Here is a 13665-nt window from a genome sequence, read left to right as displayed (position 1 = left end):
TTTGATTAAATATATTTAGAATTTGATAATGTTTTAGCAGAATGTGATTTCGTATAAACATAGAGTCCTAACAATACCACAACCAATATAACGCTTACAATCCAGAAGCTGCTTGTGATGTGCCCTTTAAATGCAGCGTTGTAAAATACACCGCCGAATGATCCGCCTAAAATCGGGCCGACTACCGGAACCCATGCGTATTTCCAGTTTGATGAGCCCTTCCCCGGAATCGGAAGAAAAGCGTGGGCTATCCGCGGACCTAAGTCACGTGCAGGATTGATAGCATAGCCGGTGGTGCCTCCCAGAGAAATACCGATTGCTACAATGAGGAAACCGACGATTAAAGGATTAAGTCCTTCTGTAAATTGATTTGCACCTATGGCCAAGATTCCAAGTACAAGGACAAATGTCCCAATCACTTCGCTTAAAACGTTTGCAAATGTATGCGGAATGCTGGGCCCTGTTGAGAAAACACCCAGCTTGGCAGCGGGATCATCCGTTGACTTCCAGTGCGGGAGGTAATGCAGATAAATAATCACCGCACCGATGATCGCTCCGATCATTTGCGCCGCAATATAAACCGGAACCTCTTTCCAAGGAAAATCTCCTACAAATGCAAGCGCTATCGTTAGCGCCGGATTCAAATGGGCACCGCTGATGCCGCCAACCGCGTATGCCGCCATGGCAACACCCAATCCCCATCCAAATACAACAACAATCCAGCCAGACTGGAATGAAAGCGATTTCTTTAAATTGACACCTGCACAAACACCTGCACCAAAAATGATAAGCAGCATCGTACCGATGACTTCTCCCCAAAATGCTGTCATAGCACATTCCTCCTAAAGTCACGATTAAAAAGCATGATAGAGAAGAAGAGAATAAAAAAACCACAACAAACCGCTTTACGGGTGCATAAACATTTGCCGTAAAGAGCTGCTGTGGTCTCCGAGTTCTCCATCACAATGTATTAACCTAGTGCAATTGTATCAGTGCATGAAAGCGGTGTCAATCACTTTCCGTCAAAAAGTTTTCATATTTTTTCCACAATTTGGTATTAGATGTTGTGACAGCTACAGCCCCCGCTTTCAATGCCTGCTCTACATCCTCTTCCGTACGGATGAAACCCCCGGCAAAGATGGGAATCCCTGTTTTCTCTTTTATTTCCTGAATGAGTGACGGAACGATGCCGGGAAGCACTTCGATGAAGTCAGGCTTATGCTTGCCGATAAACTCCATGCTTTTCTCCATCGCGCTTGTATCAAGCAAAAACAGGCGCTGAATGGCATAAATTTTCTTCTGCTTCGCTTTGGCAATCACATTCGATCTTGTGGAAATAATCCCAGCGGGCTTGATATCCTGACATATAAATTCCGCACCGTATTCGTCATGCTTAATCCCTTGAATGAGATCGACGTGCACCATCATGTTCTTTCCGTGCTTTTGCGCTTCTTTGATCACGCCCTTCAGCTGGCCGAGATGAATATCAAGAATAACACCGTAAGAGAACGAACTGTTCAAAAACTCATCAAATTGCTTCATATTGCGAATAGCCGGTAAGATCGGCTGGTTGTGAAAACTCATCATGTGCTCCTTTAATAATTCACTTTTATATTATATCGTTTGAAAGCTTTCTTTCACCGTTTTCACGATAAAGGAAAGGTCCTCTTCTGTCAGGCAAAATGGCGGCGCAAGCTGGATGACATTGTTGTAGCCGGCGACTGTATCGCCGTTTTTGCCGATGATCAGCCCTTTTTCTTTGCACGCCGCAACCACTTGGTTTACTTTGGCGGCATCAGCCGGCTCTTTAGTCAATTTGTCTTTGACGAGTTCGATTCCGATCAGCAGCCCTTTTCCTCTAACATCCCCGACTGCCGGGTGTTCTCTCAGAGCTTGAAGCTCACCTAAAAGCTTTGCTCCAAGATCACGGGATCGCTGAATCAGCTGTTCGTCCTCCATAATTTGCAGGTTTTTCAACGCCAAAGCACAGGCAGCCGGGCTTCCGCCGAACGTGTTCACGTGGCGGAAACGGTCATAAGGAGCTTCCCCCTGATACGCTTCGAAAATGTCCCGTTTCACAGCAGTCGCTGACAATGGCAGATACGCGCTTGTGATTCCCTTTGCCATCGTAATGATATCAGGCTTCACACCGTAGTGCATAAACCCGAACGGCTCACCTGTCCGTCCAAACCCGCAGATCACTTCATCGCAAATCAAAAGGGCTCCGTGGCGCCGGCAAATGTCCTCCACCTTCTTCATATATCCGTCCGGCGGCATTAGGATGCCTCCGCCTGTAATGATGGGCTCCATAATGACCCCGGCAATCGTTTCGCTTAATTCCCATGTCATGATGCGGTCGATTTCATTTGCGCTTTCAAGCGTGTCTGCATCATCAGGATTCCGGTATATATCTGGCGGAGCTGCATGCAGGAACCCTTGGCTCAAAGGCTCGTATTTATATTTCCGCTGCGCCTGTCCGGTAGCTGAGAGCGCTCCCAATGTATTGCCGTGGTATGCCCGATATCTTGAGATGAATTTATAACGGCTGTGGTCGCCGTTTTGCAGATGGTACTGGCGGGCAATTTTAAAAGCAGTTTCGTTTGCTTCCGATCCGCTGTTGGAAAAAAAAATAACATAATCGCCGCCAAGCCATTCATTCAGCTTTTCCGCCAGTTGAATTGCGGGTGCGTGACTTTGCGTTAACGGGTAGTAAGGCAGCTCCTTTAGTTGCTCATAGGCAGCCTCCGCAAGCTCCTTTCTGCCGTAACCAATGTTGACGCACCACAAACCGGACATCGCATCCAAATAGCGGCGTCCGTCTGTGTCGGTTACCCAGGCCCCTTCGGCCTTCTGGGCTATCAGGCTGTCCGCTTGATGCGCTCCCTTCATGGCATGCCACACAAATTGCTCATCTTTTTGCTTTAATCCCTGATTTTGCTGAATGTTTTCCATCCCCATCATCTCCATTTCATTAGCGTTCCCTATAATGCCAATTCAATTGAAACAGACCTTCTCTTTATGTGATGTCTTGGTGATGATTTCCCTGCCTTCAATATAAAGCCAGACCGGGTCAGAGTCAATAAACCGCGTAAATAATAAAACATCCCCTTTCTCAAGAAGAAAGAGGATGCAGCTTCCAAAGCAAAACAGGCAAAGTGACAATGCTCAGCATCGTACTGATAAAGGTCGCACTCGAAACAACTTGGACAGCCATTGCAATAGCAATGTGAAGCCTAGCCGTTTTCTGTATGATATAGGAAATGGCGAAAATACAGAAACTCCATAAGGCACCTCCACTATACAATTTACTTTTATTTTAAAGAAAGCACCTAAACAATTCCGCTTTTGTTTAAAAAAACCCGCCAATTCAGGCGGGTTTTTTGGGAATTATTTTTTATATTGAATATGATAAATATCACGTCGTCTGTCTTTTAGCTGGCGCACTGTACCGTTTTGGCGCTGTCTTCTGAGAATTTCCAGGTCAACATCGCCGATGACGACCATTTCAATATTCGGGTTTGTTTCGCCGACAATGCCGTCTCGGGCGAATTCAAAATCAGACGGGGCAAAGATGCCTGACTGGGCGTATTGGATATCCATGTTTTCCGTTTGCGGAAGGTTTCCGACCGTTCCAGAGATAACCGTATAAATTTGATTTTCAACCGCTCTAGCCTGCGAACAGTATCTGACACGCAGATAGCCTTGACGGTCTTCTGTACAAAATGGCGTAAAGATGATTTTGGCTCCTTTATCAGCCGCAATCCGGGCAAGCTCAGGAAATTCAATGTCATAACAGATCTGGATCGCGATTTTCCCGCAGTCCGTATCAAACACGCGAACTTGGTCTCCTGCGCTGATCCCCCACCATTTGCGTTCATTCGGCGTAATATGGAGTTTGTATTGCTTCTCGATCGTTCCGTCCCGTCTGAACAGGTAAGCGATATTATAGATCTTGCCTTCCTCTTCGACGAAATGAGATCCGCCGATAATGTTGACGTTATACTTCACAGCCAAGTCAGTAAACAGGCTGATGTAATCTTCTGTATACTCGGTAATTCTCTGCACCGCCAAGCTCGGTGACCGTTCCTCAAGGAAGGACATCAGCTGGGTTGTGAAAATTTCCGGGAACACCGCAAAATCAGATCTTGCGTCGGAAGCAACATCGACATAGTATTCTACTTGATTCGCAAATTCCTCAAAGGAATAAATTTTCTTCATTTCGTATTGGATCACACAAATTCTAACAGGGAACGCCGATTTATAATAGCGTTTTGTCTGCTGCGGTAGATAATCCACATTATTCCATTCCATCAGCGTCGCATACTTGATCGAAGCTGTATCATCCGGGAGATAGTTCGGGTTAATTCGCATAAGGGTAAAGCCGTTCATCAGCTGAAAAGAAAGAACCGGATCGTAAATTTGGTGGCGTGTCACCTGTTCAACATACTCTCTCGCTGTCATTTCCTCTGCATATTTGTGATAGTTTGGAATCCGCCCGCCTATGATGATGCTTTTCAGGTTTAAGCGTCTGGCTAAGTCCTTTCTCGCCTCGTACAAACGGTGGCCGATCTTCATTCGTCTGTATTTCGGGTGCACCATGACTTCAATTCCGTACATATTCAAGCCGTCAGGATTATGGTTGGTGATATAACCGTCATCTGTAATGTCCTGCCACGTATGGCGGTCATCATATTCATCAAAGTTAATCAGGAGACTTGAGCACGAACCGATAATTTCACCTTCGAATTCTGCACAAAATTGTCCTTCTGGAAAATGCTCCAAATGGCTGATTAAATGCTCCCGCTTCCAAGGCTCCATTCCTGGAAAGCAGTCCTTTTGAAGATCGATAATCTTGTCGATGTCTTTCTCTTCGATATTGCGGATAACCATTTTCTTTTCAAACCGGGTCAAATCTAATTTCTCAGACAACCTACTCGCTCCTTTCTAGTTTTGTGAGTTCAGATGATCAAGCAATAGGGCGAGCTCCATCTCCGCCATTGATTCAAGCCTGTGATCATAGTCTTCAAACATCAAGGTACCCGTTACTTTATTCGGGACAATGACACACTTCATGCCTGCACGTTTCGCAGCAATCGAACCATTGACAGAATCCTCAAACGCGAGACATTCCGCTGGCGATACCCCGAGGTTCTTTGCCGCCAATAAATAGAGTTCAGGATTCGGCTTTACCTCTTCCACATCATCAGCAGTTTGAATAACTTCAAAATCATCAAACAGGCCGATTTGCTTCAAATGGCCGGACACCCATTTATAATCAGAGCTGGAGGCAAGGCCTATTTTTAAGCCTAAATCCTTTGCCGCATTCAAATACGCTTCCACACCAGGTCTCGCTTTTTCTGTTTCCATGCGTTTGGCGAACCGCTCTCTTCTCAATTTTGTGAGCTCTTCATGGTTCAGCTTTTTCCCGATCTGCTCTTCTAAATAGTCAAAAGGCCGGAAACCCGCAGCAGTTCCGATGACCTTTCCCCAGACAGATAGCGGCAGCACTGAGCCGTGCTCTTCAAATATTTCCTGAAGAACCTCATATTCGTGTGTTTCTGTATCTAGAATAAGCCCGTCAAAATCAAAAATTAACGCTTTAATCACTGGATACAACTCCTTTAGTACAAATTGAGACATATGTATACACTCAACTATACCCCGAAACAAGTCTGCTTTCAAAAAGTAAGGTTTTATGTGAAGAAAGAGCCTGCACACTGCAAGCTCTTTCTTATTAATGAATGTTTTGGTGAGAAATGTTTGTCAGCGCTAATCCCGCAGACTCGTTCGACATCTGATTGACTGCCAGGTCTCCAAGCGCAACGATCCCGACTAGATTGTTTTGATCTACAATAGGAAGGCGGCGGATTTGGTGCTGGGCCATCAGCTGCGACGCGTCTTCCAGACTCATATTAGGGTTTCCTGATACGAGTTCTGTTGACATCACTTCTGAAACGGGTGTCTGGCCATCACGGCCCTGAGCTGTAGTTCTTAATGCAATGTCACGGTCAGTCAGCATTCCTTTTAAAACACCTTGCTCTACAACGGGGATCGCCCCGACGTTATGCTGTTTCATTAGAGAAGCCGCTTCCTGAATCGTTTGATTCGGAGAAACGGTTGCCACCTGCGTTGTCATTGTATCTTTAACTGAACTCATTGTCAGCACCCCTTTCAATCATTAGTATGTTCAGACACGAGCCGTTTAAAAAGGGAGTTAGAGGAAAGGTTTTATGATATGATTTCTCTGATACAAAAAGAGCTTTTCTAAAAATAGAAAAGCCCTTGCCGCATGATTATATCAGCCTTCTTTGACCGAAAAAGGCTTTGTTAGTCTTCTTTTGAAAGTCAGAAAAAGCAAACGGAAAATAAATCCCAAAATCATTCAGCATCTTGCTGTTTTTTTCAAAAATCGCCTGATCACTCAAATCAGAGTGCGGCGAAGGCTTGGTCAGGATAATATGTATCATTTGCAGACAAGCCATAATTTGAAATGCTTCTTTTAATGTTCCTTGGTAATAATGGTTATTTAAAGACAGAACGCCTTTCTTTTTAAAGCGCTGAATGTCCAGTTCGGAGAAATAAAGAGGAAATACATCATGGATCAGCTCCATAGACAGCTCCTTGATAAAGCTCTCCTGTTCTGCAGTTGCTGCGTTCACAATTCTCACGTCAATCACCTTTCTTGCCATCGAATATCCTAAGTCTTACTCAAGAATAGCACAGAAAAAAACGCGAAAGCTAAGGTAAGTGTTTCCTATGAGAAACAGCAGCCTTCCGCTTCGAAAAGGAGCCATTTAACATGAACCAAAAAGGCAGAGGGCTTGAGATCCTCATCAATGAAAAACAGGACGGCCAATGGCTGTTTTCCGTACTCAAAACAGCGCTCAAAGCTTCTAAACCAGTGATACAAGACTGGATGTCCCATCAACAGATAAAGGTCAATCACGAATCCGTCTTAAACAATATGATTGTAAAAAAGGGAGACCGCGTCTTCATTGATCTTCAGGAAAGTGAAGCATCTTCGGTCATTCCGGAGTATGGCGAGCTTGATATTTTATATGAGGACAATCATATGCTCATCGTCAATAAACCCGCTGGCATTGCGACGCATCCGAATGAGGATGGGCAAACCGGCACACTGGCTAATTTGATCGCTTATCATTATCAGATAAATGGCGAAACATGTAAGGTGCGCCACGTCCATCGTCTTGATCAGCATACATCTGGCGCTATCGTTTTTGCCAAGCATCGTTTGGCACACGCCATCTTAGACCAGCAGTTAGAGAAAAAGACGCTGAAGCGTACGTATACCGCCATCGCTGAAGGTAAGCTACGAACGAAAAAAGGGACAATTAATTCACCAATCGGCAGAGACCGGTCACACCCGACAAGACGCCGGGTTTCACCAGGCGGGCAAACAGCCGTCACTCATTTCAAGGTAATGGCCAGCAATGTGAAAGAACGGCTGTCGCTCGTTGAATTAGAGCTGGAAACAGGCAGAACACACCAAATCCGTGTTCATATGGCGAGCATCGGACATCCGTTGACAGGAGACTCGCTTTACGGAGGCGGGAGCAAGCTGCTAAACAGGCAGGCACTGCACGCCAATAAAGTACAAGCGGTTCACCCGATAACAGACGAGCTCATAGTTGCTGAAGCCCCTTTCCCGGCTGATATGAAAAACCTTTGCCGCACATATTTTTCATGAAGAAAAGCCGCAGGCACTGCCTCGGCTTTTTAAGTCACTCGTTTTCCATATATAATATAGCGTTTCGGGGCATTTCCGACGTATGAAAACGGATAGCAGGTCGTTAGAATAAGCTCCTCCTTTTCATGCTGGAGCGTGATAATAGATGTGTCATCCTTATCGACAATTTTTGTTTTTACAATTTCATATGTGAATTCTCCATATGACAGGAGAAGACGGAGCTGATCCCCCTTTTCCAGCTCTCCCGTCCGGCGAAACACGGTATCCCGATGCCCCGACAGCACAATTTGCCCGTTTTCATCAGGATAATAGCTGTCCTTGTAATGCCCGACACCTTTTTCTAAATCATCAGCATCGGTGCCCTCCACGATCGGAAGCTCTGCATTGATTTTCGGTATTTCCAAAATGCCGCTCGCTTGGCCGGTCTCAGGCTTAAATGATGCTTTGTTCTTTGCTTGATCTGAGCTATTTTCCGTCCCCAAAAGTTCCTGCGGCTTTTCAGCCGCCAGTTTTGCTTCTTTTAATGTCTGTTCCGTTTTCATATTCGTATCGATCAATTTAAAGCCTCCATAGCCTGCGATCACTAGGCCGGCAGCAATGATGAATAGTGGAATAATTTTTTTCACGTTCTGGAGGCGCTCCTTTTTCTTCTGACATATAGATAAGTTCCTGACAATGTCACCGCCGCACCGATCACCATAAAGTTATAGTAGCCCGCTGACGTATCCGGAAGCGGATAATCAGACCCGCTTTCCGCAGTCTCGGTTTGTAACGGCAATGTGCTGATGCTATTAGCAGTATCAGCGGTTTTTGTGTTGTTGATTCGTATTTCATTGAATCTCGAAATGGCTGAAGGCGGCAGCTGATGAACCGGCGCTGTTCCCGGAGTTTCTTTTATATTAGGCAAATCTTCACCTGGCCTTGGATCCTCTTTAATCGGATCCTCCGTCACCGGATCATCTCCAGGCTCTTCCGTAATCGGGTCTTCTGTTACAGGGTCTTCAATATCACTGGCTTCAGCAAGCTTAATTCTTCCCTCTTTTGTATACGCAATTGGCTCATCAAAACTCTTCACGTACTCAACTGTCGCTTCCAAATCCTCAGGCCCTGTCACCGGATTTTTTCCCAGCAGTCCGATTGGCTGATATTTGGTTCCTGTCGCCGTCGCCATAAAGTTGTTGACGGTCAATGTATATGTGGCATCGGGCTGGATCTCGGTGCCATCTGCCATTTTCATATCAACTGCTTTTCCGGTTTCTTTATCCCACGTATACGTAAACCCGCTGATGCTGTAGTCAGGCCCAAAAACCGGTGAGATTTGAGCATTGATAATCTCTCTTAAATCTTTTCCTTTAATCTCAAGCTTCGTTAACACATTTCCAAACGGCTGAATATTGTAAAGATCTCCCCACGTAATTGGACCCTTCTTCAGCGCTTCACGTATGCCGCCGCCATTCATAAGAGCAAAATCCGTTTTCATGGCAGCTCTCATACCATCCGCAATCAGGTTTCCAAGAGGTGTATCGCCGTCATTTGAATACCCCCCTTCCATATCAACAGCGGCTTCGCCGACTACCTCGCTGATAATTGGTTCCGCAATTGTTTCGTATTTCTTTAAAATGGCTGACGCGCTGACATCCGGTTCGATTTTACTTTGATCAACATATACGATTTCCGCGGACTTTTTGACAATGTCTTTTGTCGTTTTATCGATCTCTACATCAACGACACCTATCGCTTTTCCATATTCAAACGCTTGAACAATCAGTTTTCCATTCACTTCACCGTTAACAACCTGATGATTATGCGCGGCAAAAATCACGTCAATTTCAGAATCTGTTTTGTTTGCAAGATCAGCAGACTCACCGGTAATGGCGTTGCCGTTTTGTTCAGCTGACATATGTGCGAGAACCGCGATAGCCTTCACGCCTTTTTTCCTCAGCTCTTTGGCCGCCTTATTCACCGCTGTTGCTTCATCTGTAAACTCGATATTTTTTATTCCTTCAGGCATAACCATGCCAGCTGCCGACTGTGTGACAACCCCGATAAAAGCAACGGGTACGCCCTCCACATTTATGATGTCATAAGCCGGCAAAAAGGGCTCTCCAGTTGATTTCATTTTACAATTGGCACATACAAGGGGAAAGTTCTGTCCATCATATCCGCTTGTGCCTTTCGGATGATCACCGCCATTTAAGATCCTCAGCAGTTCATCCGTGCCTTCATCAAATTCATGGTTTCCCACGGTTCCGACATCAAATCCGATGTCCTCCATCAGTTTTACAGTCGGTTCATCTTGAAGAAGAGAGGAAACTGGAGAGCTTCCGCCGATCATATCTCCCGCGTGCACAATCAGCGAGTTTTTCTTTTCAGCCTTTTTTTCTTTTAAATATGCGGCGGCATAATCCATGCGTCCAAACGTGCCGTCTGCAATTCCATTTCCATCAAGATCAAGCTCATATTGCTGATCGATTTTGCCATGCAAATCATTCATGCTGAGAATTCTAAGCGGCACATGTTCTTGAGGTGCCGTTTGCCTTTTTTTATATCCCGCGCTCTCCGCTTCACTTGCTGAAGCGAAGAAAATTCTGTTTTCCACAGCTACCTTCTTCCAGTCAGCTGGCTGCACATATGTTTTATTCGACGAGTCCCCCACATATCTTGTTAGGCCTTTCCCTTGCTCTCTGGCTCTGAATTCAAACGGCATTTCCATGAGCGGATCGTTTTCATTCCAAATTCCTTTTTGGTCTTTTTTTGCAGCGGCTACTGCGGCCTGAAACTGCTGATAATCCTCTTCATTGTCAACCGGCCAAATAAAATACGTCGGAGCATAGCCATTTTTTACAAGCTCTAAGTTTACGTTGGAACCTGATTCGGTTATGACTTGTCCGAGCAATCTGCCATAGCTGTCCTTGGCTTCACTCCCAACCTTGACAGTAATTTTATCACCCGGGGACAGAACCGTTTTTAGATAGTCAGATGCTTTTTTGCCAAATCTTAATTGATTTTCATCTGCGTCATTTTTTGGTGTGTGATATGTTTCGGGTGTATCTACATTTACAAACCGGATTTTTGTCGTTCCATGCACCGGAGATTTGAGATGAATGGTATCGCCGTCAACTACCCGGTCAACAATCCCTTCATATTCTCCCTCCGCAGACGGAGGTGCAGGCTGCTCTTCAAGCAGCTTCAGGTCAGCCGATTTTCGCGGAAGCAGCTGAAAGGTTTGGTATCTGCTTAACACACCGGTAAATTCATACCATTTGCCCTCATCAAGCTCGTCTATCACCCCTGTTTCATTCATAACCCGGAGCGTCATTGCATGATGGTCGTCATCAATCATTGTTACATTGTAACCGCCGCCGGCAGGAGAACTTGGAATTGAGGAAACAAAAGCGGTTAGTTTCACAAGGCGTCCTTCATACTGATCACCTAGGCTGCCGTTAATAAGTTCATTGATTGTTAAGTGTTTGGGGGCGGGGAGGGATTGATTTGACTGGTTGATTTTGATGCCTGATGAGCTTGGAACGATTTCTTTCAGCCCCTGGTAAGACATGATTTTCCCTGTCACCGTGACATCCATACCCTCTTTTAATTCGGGAAATTGTTCAGGGGATGGCGAATAAATGTTAATGCCTCCGGTTTCATCTTGCAAAAAGGTCGACAGCTTCCCGCCTCCGATTGCGTTTTGATCAGCTGTAATGATCCCTTTTATCGTTACTTCTTCATTCAGCCTTCCCCGTGCTTCATTTATGGTCACTTGCTGTTCAGCCGGCGGAGTTTTCGTGTCATCGGTTACGTTCATCGACTGAACGTTTTTAAGTCCTGTCGTGTTAAAGTAATTTTCAAGCTTTCCTTGAACCGTTATCTTTTTCCCAAGAAGAAGCGGATTGGTTTGCAGCCCAAATTGGCTTCTGAAGGCGGAGGGGATTTGCACAGGAAGGATGTGTTCGGGCGATGTCTCGTTTTTACGGTCTGCCAGCGCGACATTATAATCATTTGAAAAAGGGCTTGTCAGCTTATAATGCTGCGGGGAAACAGCCTGGCCGACTGCATATCCTTCGACAAGCGCCTGTCCTTCTTTTTGCTGTATTGCCTTCTCAACTGATATAGGCTGCTGCGGTTCAGCTGCCTTTACAGCTTCGAACGTGTACATTACATTTAAGAACATTAATGCCGTGATCAACACAATATGCAGAATACGCCTCATCATATTTCCTCCCTTATACACATAATGACAACGATTTTGTCTGCTTATCATTTCGACAGACAGCATATAATTCCTTTCAGGCTTCTGCATAATACACGGCAGACTGACACAAAATACAGCTGATCTGAAAAAAAAGGAGGAATTCGGTTTGGATCAGTTCAATCAGCAGCAGCAATCCCAAATGAACAAAGGTATTCCTGGCAAACCGCATAAAAACCACGGCGGACATGAAATGTTTGATATGCATGAGGTGCTTTCCGGAACACTTACTGTGCTTGATCAGTTTATGATGCTGAGACAATTCTGTAAGGATCAAGAATTACTAAACATCCTTGATCGTCAACATCAATTCATCACATCTCAATACAATATAACTGCAGAATGCTTCAAAACAGGAAGCGAACCTTCACAAAAAACAGCAACTTATATGATGAAGGAAGACAACCAGACTGTTTACGGCATGCAGCCGTCACAGCCTAAAAAACCTGTTCAATCCATGAATGATATTGATGACAGCATCATCAGCCGACAAATGCTTTGCGCGATTAAAGCACAAGCTTCTATGCTGACGATGGCTTCTCTGGAAATGACAAATCCGGCCGTAAGACGCGTACTGTCTGCGCAAATTCAGGAGTATGTTGAAATGGCATTTGAAATTTTTCTATACCAAAACAAACACGGCTATTACCAGGTTCCTCAGCTTGATGCGCAGGATATGGAACAGCTGAGAAATTCATTCGCCCCTGCCCAAGGACAAATGCCTCCGACACAAGGCGGAATGGGTCAGCAAGGACTTCACTAATAACAAAGGCATTGGATAGATACTATCCAATGCCGCACTGTTTTTTTCAAATTTTTTCTTAAAATCTTTTTCAAATTGATCAAGACTTTCCTTTGTTGCTGATTTAAACCCTTTTTCAAAGTCCCCTTTTTTTGCCGTTTCCTTAATTATTTCTGAAATAATGTCTTTCCCGTATTTGTCCGTCAGCTCATCGATCATATAAAAGCTTTGCAAATAGACATCAGTGTCATATTCGGCTCTGGCTTCCTGCCAGTCTCGATCAGTCTGCAAACGGTCAAAGGGCACGACAGAAAACGTGATCGGATCTATGAGCAATTCATAGTTCGCAATCCACTCGCTTAACCCTTCATGAAACCATAACGGAAACTCATCGGGATCCGTCTCAAGCTCCTTCAATTTCTGGTGAAACGCATGGTGCGAGTATTCATGAATCAACAATCTCTGGTACAAATAAACCGCTACCTCGTCCCCTTCTAACAGTTTCTTTTTCTCTTCAGGCAACAATCCGATCAGCTGCTCCCGTTCAGAATAAAAACCAACTACATCCAATAAACCGGAGTAAGCCTCCATCTGTTTTTCATTAGGAAAAAAAATAATGTCAATAGGCTTTTGATTCGAATATCCAATCATAATCTGATTAATACTGACCGCATATTCAAGCGTTTCTTTCGTCAATGGCAGTAAGGACTTTTCCTTAGAAGTGTAATAAATATCGGCCTGTTTGAATGACTCTTTCTTCATGTGCTTCGTCACTTGTTCTTTTGTTATTCCAGATGCCTGACCTGGAAAAGACAGGATATACATCGCGCTTGATACGATGGCTGAGCTCACAGCCAGCATCACAAGGACTCCGCACAGGAATAGAGCGGATGCCGCACGCTTTCCTATGCCATCCCGCAAACGTCTCCCTCCCTGAGCCGGTCCGTCTTGTACCTTTTTATTTTT

At 44.9% G+C, this 13665-nt stretch carries 12 protein-coding genes; 2 read left to right on the top strand and 10 right to left on the bottom strand.

Features of this window, described 5'->3' with window-relative positions:
• Positions 1-5: 5 nt before the first annotated feature.
• The 7 genes from glpF to NST79_RS05105 form a co-directional block, all read right to left on the bottom strand.
• Entirely contained in the window at positions 6-830 is an 825-nt protein-coding gene (gene glpF, locus NST79_RS05135) for a glycerol uptake facilitator protein GlpF (RefSeq protein ID WP_003233386.1), read from the bottom strand.
• Positions 831-1008: 178 nt separating this feature from the next.
• Positions 1009-1587, bottom strand: coding sequence for a glycerol uptake operon antiterminator GlpP (gene glpP, locus NST79_RS05130; RefSeq protein WP_003233388.1), 579 nt, complete (start codon positions 1585-1587; stop codon positions 1009-1011).
• Positions 1588-1614: 27 nt separating this feature from the next.
• The gene (locus tag NST79_RS05125) at positions 1615-2967 is read right to left on the bottom strand and encodes an aspartate aminotransferase family protein (protein WP_010886456.1); all 1353 of its coding nucleotides are present in this window, start codon (positions 2965-2967) and stop codon (positions 1615-1617) included.
• Positions 2968-3387: 420 nt separating this feature from the next.
• Positions 3388-4929: a bifunctional GNAT family N-acetyltransferase/carbon-nitrogen hydrolase family protein gene (locus NST79_RS05120; RefSeq protein ID WP_003245514.1), complete on the bottom strand. Its 1542-nt coding sequence runs from the start codon at positions 4927-4929 to the stop codon at positions 3388-3390.
• A gap of 15 nt (positions 4930-4944) precedes the next feature.
• Positions 4945-5607 (bottom strand): HAD family hydrolase, encoded by a 663-nt coding sequence (locus NST79_RS05115; protein WP_032725278.1) that lies wholly within the window; start codon positions 5605-5607, stop codon positions 4945-4947.
• A gap of 127 nt (positions 5608-5734) precedes the next feature.
• Positions 5735-6157: a CBS domain-containing protein gene (locus tag NST79_RS05110; RefSeq protein ID WP_128992573.1), complete on the bottom strand. Its 423-nt coding sequence runs from the start codon at positions 6155-6157 to the stop codon at positions 5735-5737.
• 136 nt (positions 6158-6293) lie between these two features.
• Positions 6294-6689, bottom strand: coding sequence for a YhcU family protein (locus NST79_RS05105; protein WP_003233401.1), 396 nt, complete (start codon positions 6687-6689; stop codon positions 6294-6296).
• 110 nt (positions 6690-6799) lie between these two features.
• Between NST79_RS05105 and NST79_RS05100 the strand changes: the two genes are divergently transcribed.
• On the top strand, positions 6800-7708 hold the full coding sequence (locus NST79_RS05100; protein WP_212059666.1) for an RluA family pseudouridine synthase: 909 nt from the start codon (positions 6800-6802) through the stop codon (positions 7706-7708).
• 29 nt (positions 7709-7737) lie between these two features.
• Here NST79_RS05100 and srtA read toward each other — a convergent pair whose 3' ends face one another.
• A complete protein-coding gene (gene srtA, locus NST79_RS05095) occupies positions 7738-8334 on the bottom strand; it encodes a sortase SrtA (RefSeq protein ID WP_212059668.1) in 597 nt (198 codons plus the stop codon).
• Positions 8331-11984, bottom strand: a complete 3654-nt coding sequence (yhcR, locus tag NST79_RS05090) for a 5'-nucleotidase C-terminal domain-containing protein (protein ID WP_212059670.1) — start codon at positions 11982-11984, stop codon at positions 8331-8333. Before yhcR ends, srtA begins: the two co-directional genes overlap by 4 nt.
• Positions 11985-12066: 82 nt before the next feature.
• Here yhcR and NST79_RS05085 point away from each other — a divergent pair, with 82 nt between their 5' ends.
• A complete protein-coding gene (locus tag NST79_RS05085) occupies positions 12067-12720 on the top strand; it encodes a spore coat protein (protein WP_009966881.1) in 654 nt (217 codons plus the stop codon).
• On the opposite strand, the gene NST79_RS05080 is transcribed toward NST79_RS05085, so the two are convergent.
• The gene (locus NST79_RS05080; RefSeq protein WP_038428666.1) at positions 12652-13620 is read right to left on the bottom strand and encodes a hypothetical protein; all 969 of its coding nucleotides are present in this window, start codon (positions 13618-13620) and stop codon (positions 12652-12654) included. The two genes, NST79_RS05085 and NST79_RS05080, sit on opposite strands and share 69 nt — an antisense overlap.
• Between the last annotated feature and the right edge of the window lie 45 nt (positions 13621-13665).

The organism is Bacillus sp. PS196 (assembly GCF_037963555.1).
GTDB lineage: Bacteria > Bacillota > Bacilli > Bacillales > Bacillaceae > Bacillus > Bacillus subtilis.
The sequence above is the reverse complement of the archived record's forward strand: the minus strand, read 5'-3'. Positions and strand labels throughout refer to the sequence as shown.